Source organism: Paenibacillus sp. N119s, from assembly GCF_059447605.1.
In genome coordinates this window covers 1-5,332 of sequence record NZ_JCAJRU010000295.1, presented here as the reverse complement: position 1 = coordinate 5,332, position 5,332 = coordinate 1, and the positions used below count along the sequence as shown (strand labels likewise).

Below are 5,332 nucleotides of genomic sequence, written 5' to 3'. Positions count from 1 at the left end.
AGGAGCATATATTGGCATTGGTGGCGGCCATTATTTCCCTGCTCTGGAAGCAGTGGCTGTATATCTACACGATTCGTATTGGCAGAGCGGCCAATAGTCAGGGTCTTATTGCGACGGCAAAGGATCATCTCGCTGATGTATATGCCTCTGGAGCCGCTGTATTGGGGATCGGATTAGGACTGATCGGGGAACATTGGGATATTTCGATTTTATCTTACGGTGACCCCATTGCGGGATTCGTAGTGGCATTGCTGGTTCTGAAACTGGCTTGGGAAATGGGACGCGAGTCTATAGATGTGCTGATGGAGAAGGCGATTGCAACTGAGGAAATTGAAAGCTACGCAGCAGCCGCACTGAGTGTAGCCGAGGTTCAGCGTATTGACCGCATTCGTGCCCGCGAGCACGGTCATTATATTATCGTGGACATCCGTGCTTCAGTGGATGCTTCTCTGACGATTCAGCAAGGACACGATATTATCCGGCTGATCAAGCGGGCCGTCATGAAGCAGGAGCCGCGGGTATATGAGGTGCTTGTCCATTTAAACCCATGGTATCCAGACGACCTTCAAGCTGTGAAATCGACACCAAATAACCCTGAAGATAAGGTATAACCAGTACGAACAAAGCCCCTGGAACAAAACGACGCGAATTGACAGATAACTTGCAGGAAGGGTATGCTTTTAAAAGCCGAACGATGATGAATAAAAGCGAGGTTACCCGAAAATATGCGAAAATTTTTAAAATGGCTAGGTATTTCTGTGACTGCGGCAGTTCTTTTAGTGGGCGGATATTATGCTTATTCTATATATCATTTTACGAATCAAATTTCGGTTGCTTCTGGACAGGACTCAAAATTTAAACCGCAAACCCAAACCCCAAGCAATGTACAACCTGTAGACGTATCACTTCCACCGGAATGGGATGGGACAGAGAGAGTGAACATTCTGCTGCTTGGTGGCGATTCCCGTGGAGAAGATTCAGGGCGTTCTGACTCGGTTATGGTTGCTTCTGTTGATCCAGTTACGAAAAAGGCTACACTGATGTCGATTCTTCGTGATACGTACGTCAAGATTCCAGGTCATGGGCAAAGCCGATTGAATGCGGCCTTTTCCTACGGTGGACCGGATTTGACCAGACAGACCGTGAGTGATCTTCTCGGCATACCGATTCAATATTATGTATATACTGATTTTAATGGTTTCATTGCCTTGGTTGATTCTGTAGGTGGTATTGACCTGGATGTTGAAAAAGACATGCATTATACATCCAAGGCAGACAAACACCAGTTTGATATTGACTTGAAAAAGGGAATGCAGCATATGGACGGCAAAACAGCCCTGCAATATGTGCGTTTCCGTCATGATGCGACTTCGGATTTTACACGTACGGAGCGACAGCGCAAATTCATTACCGAACTGGGGAGTAAAATACAATCGACCTCATCGCTAATTAAACTGCCGAGTATTTTGAATAGCATTTCTCCTTATATTGAAACGAATTTGAGTACAACAGAAATGTTGCAGCTGGCTTCATTGGGTTTTAATATCGATGCCAAAACAGTAGCGAAGCAGCAAATCCCGCCGAATGAGCTGGTGCGCGGGGAAACCATTAAAGGTGCCCAGGTGTTGGGTGTGGATGAACGGAAGCTTAAGCGGTTCATACAGAACCTTTTTGAACAGGAAAACAAACCTGTGACCACGACGGTAGAGGCTGCTGCCACGACAAATGATACTCCATAACTATTCAAAGCAAGCGAAGTTCGTACGATAACGTACAGCTTTGTTTGCTTTTGTGTTTATTTGGGTATAACCTTGTATATTTTGTTCCAAAAATATATCGTAACGATGAAGGTGCTATTCATCTGTATAAAGAGAAGGGGAATGTCATGTGGAAATAACTCCAGCATGGAAAGAACGGTTTAAGAAGTTTTTTCTGAACAACAAGTTTGTGATATTCCTGTTGGTACTGCTGTTGATTGGCTTGAATATCTTAGTGCTTACGAAAATTTCATACATATTTACTCCGGTCATCGTATTGCTGAAAACGATTATTCTCCCTGTTATTTTGTCCGGCGTGTTGTACTATCTGCTGAACCCGTTAGTGGATGTACTGGAGCGGAATAAGGTAAAACGAGTATATTCCATTATTGTCCTGTTTTTGCTCATTATAGGGATTATCGCTATTGTAATTACATCGGTGATCCCGGTGATCCGTGATCAAATACAGGGTCTTATCCAAAACGTTCCTGCCTATACCGAGCAAGTCAAACAGCAGTTTGAGAGACTGATTGGCAGCAATTTTGTGAACCAGTTCCAGAACACCATTCAAATAGATCCATCCGAATTAGCCTCCAAAGCTTCTGAAAAGTTATCTGGTTTTATTAACAATGCATGGACGGGTGTGGGCAGCTTTTTGGGTGTGATTACGGAGACTGTGCTTGCGATCGCTACGGTTCCGTTCATTCTGTTCTATTTGCTGAAAGATGGGCACAAGCTGCCGCATTGGATTCTAAAAATGCTTCCACCTATGTTCCGTAAAGAGACGGATCGGATCATGACCGAAATGAATCATCAGGTGAGCTCGTACATTCGTGGACAGATTATTGTCAGTTTCTGTATTGGAGTGCTGCTGTATATAGGTTATCTGATTATTGGATTGGACTACTCTTTGACACTTGCGGTCATTGCGTCCTTTACGAGCGTGGTTCCCTATTTGGGACCTGCAATTGCCATTACACCCGCGTTAATCGTAGCACTGGTTACCTCACCGGTTATGCTGCTCAAAATGGTCATCGTATGGACAGTCGTCCAGCTTATTGAGGGTAAATTTATTTCCCCACAAATTATGGGCAAGTCTCTTCGGGTACATCCGATCACGATTATCTTTGTTATTTTAACAGCAGGTAATTTATTTGGTGTGGTAGGAATTGTGCTGGCGGTTCCGGGTTATGCCGTCTTGAAAGTAATCGTGACCCATCTGTTTAGTTTCTTTCAAAAACGTTCCCATCTTTATGAAGCAGATAAATTAAAGTAAAGACGATCTATAAAAAAATAAACATGACAATTTGCGCTGTAAACCTGCTATTATGCCCCTCTTGGTTAACTGTGGCTTTACGTGCTATACTTAATGCCTATTCTTATTCCAAAATAGAAAGGTCAGACTTTTTATGATAAAACTCAGCATTCTTGACCAATCTCCGGTATCGGAAGGCATGACACACTCACAGGCATTACAAAAGACTGCTGAGCTTGCTATAGAGGCGGAACGTCTGGGTTATCATCGCTTCTGGGTATCCGAGCATCATGCAGCTTCTAACCTTGCAGGCTCCAGCCCGGAGGTATTGATCTCACATCTGGCTGCTCGTACCCGGACGATCCGAGTAGGATCAGGAGGTGTGATGCTGCCCCATTACAGCGCTTATAAAGTCGCGGAAAATTTCCGGGTACTGGAGGGGCTGTACCCTGGACGTATTGACCTGGGGTTGGGGCGAGCGCCTGGAGGAATGCCGATTGCTACCAGAGCTTTGCAGGAGGGGAAAATGCGGGGCGGTGTTGATCTATACCCTGAGCAGCTGGATGATCTGCTAGCCTATTTGCACGATAGCACAGGCAACCAGCACCGCTTCGGCTCCCTACAGGCGATGCCGCTCGTAGAGACCGTGCCGGAAATCTGGTTGCTTGGCTCCAGCGGCGATAGCGCAAGTCTGGCCGCCGAGCGTGGCGTAGGCTTCGCGTTCGCGCAGTTCATTAATGGTGAAGGCGGCACAGGTGCTATGAAGGGATACCAGCATAGTTTTCAGCCTTCCCAGCATAGTGAGCAACCGCGTTCGCTTGTCGCTGTATTCGCGATCTGTGCGGATACTGAAGAGGAGGCCAATCGTTTGGCTTCCAGCATGGACTTGTCCCTCGTGCTTTTAGAGCAGGGGACGCGTACCGGAGGGACACCTTCTGTCGAAAAGGCACTGGCGTACCCGTATACACCCTATGATCGGATGCGGATTCGTGAGAATCGCAAGCGTATGGTGGTTGGCTCACCCGAACAAGTCAAGCACCAGCTTGAGCAATTATGCAAGGACTATAATGCACAGGAGATCATGGTTGCGAGCATTATTCACGACTTTGATGCCAAAATGAAATCTATCCGTCTCATGGCTGAAGCATTTGGACTGTCTTCTGTACAGGCTTAATGCGAATTTGCTGGAATGAAAAGATCACCGCTTTAGGGCGGTGATCTTTTTTTGATTTTTTAAGGGTTATTGATGCAGTGCATTTGTATATTAGAGGGAATATGTGAGTTAACACTTGATAATGATTATCAATATCTTTATTATATAAAGATAGAATGAAGTTTTGATGAATGTCGTGCGTTAAGCCCGTGACTATATATATTGGATAAGGGAAAGGGATGATTCCAAATGTTTCGTCTGAAAACGGCAAATCTGGATATTGCTTATGAGGATCGATTAATCGTAGAAGATCTGAACGTAGAAATACCACAGGGGAAAATTACAGCATTGGTGGGGGCGAATGGCTCCGGTAAATCGACCATTCTGAAAACGATGGCTCGCATCATGAATCCTAAAGGCGGTAGTGTTCTGCTGGATGGTAAATCCATTCATAAGCAATCCACGCGGGAGGTAGCGAAGCAGTTAGCTATTTTGCCGCAGAATCCGACTGCACCGGAAGGATTGACCGTGACGGAACTGGTATCTTACGGACGTTTCCCTTATCAGAAAGGCTTTGGCTCCATGAAAGCGGAAGATCGTAAGATGGTAGAGTGGGCAATACAAGTAACAGGGATGAGTGAGTTTCATGATCGTCCGATTGATCAGCTTTCTGGCGGTCAGCGTCAGCGCGCCTGGATTGCGATGGCGCTTGCCCAAGATACGGATATTTTGTTTCTGGATGAGCCAACTACATTTTTGGATATGGCGCATCAACTGGAAGTTCTGCATCTGCTTGAGTATTTGAATACTTCGGCAGAACGCACCATTGTTATGGTCGTGCATGACTTAAACCATGCAGCCCGGTATGCTCAGCATATGATTGCGATCAAAAAAGGGAAAGCGAAGGCGGTAGGAGCCCCGACTGAGGTTATGACCCCGGATGTGCTGCGCGAGGTGTTCGGGATTGAAGCGGATATTGTAACTGATCCTCGTACGGGTGTACCGCTCTGTCTTCCGTATGCTTTGGCTGGCCAGCCTGCGGTAAGCCAAGCAGTAAAGGGAATGAATATGGAAGAGAAGCAAACGATGGGTTCTGTTGCCGAGCGACGGGATGCTAGACCACAAGTGGCAGCGAGAGGTTAGGAGAGGCATCAGTTGGCAGCATCA

Annotated in this window: 5 protein-coding genes; all 5 read left to right on the top strand. The window is 46.1% G+C overall.

From position 1 onward, the window contains the following. Positions 1 to 611 (top strand): cation diffusion facilitator family transporter (locus tag AC5V8P_RS23075; RefSeq protein ID WP_495473903.1); only part of this gene is annotated, 611 nt, incomplete at its 5' end. Between the two features lie 114 nt (positions 612 to 725). Next, positions 726 to 1,739 carry an LCP family protein gene (locus tag AC5V8P_RS23070; protein WP_063213819.1) on the top strand — a complete coding sequence of 338 codons (1,014 nt, stop codon included), beginning with the start codon at positions 726 to 728 and terminating at the stop codon, positions 1,737 to 1,739. A 148-nt stretch (positions 1,740 to 1,887) separates the two neighbouring features. Next, positions 1,888 to 3,033, top strand: coding sequence for an AI-2E family transporter (locus AC5V8P_RS23065; protein ID WP_064797755.1), 1,146 nt, complete (start codon positions 1,888 to 1,890; stop codon positions 3,031 to 3,033). A gap of 133 nt (positions 3,034 to 3,166) precedes the next feature. After that, on the top strand, positions 3,167 to 4,186 hold the full coding sequence (locus AC5V8P_RS23060; protein WP_064797756.1) for an LLM class flavin-dependent oxidoreductase: 1,020 nt from the start codon (positions 3,167 to 3,169) through the stop codon (positions 4,184 to 4,186). A gap of 228 nt (positions 4,187 to 4,414) precedes the next feature. Continuing rightward, positions 4,415 to 5,308: an ABC transporter ATP-binding protein gene (locus tag AC5V8P_RS23055; RefSeq protein WP_063213822.1), complete on the top strand. Its 894-nt coding sequence runs from the start codon at positions 4,415 to 4,417 to the stop codon at positions 5,306 to 5,308. Positions 5,309 to 5,332 lie beyond the last annotated feature (24 nt).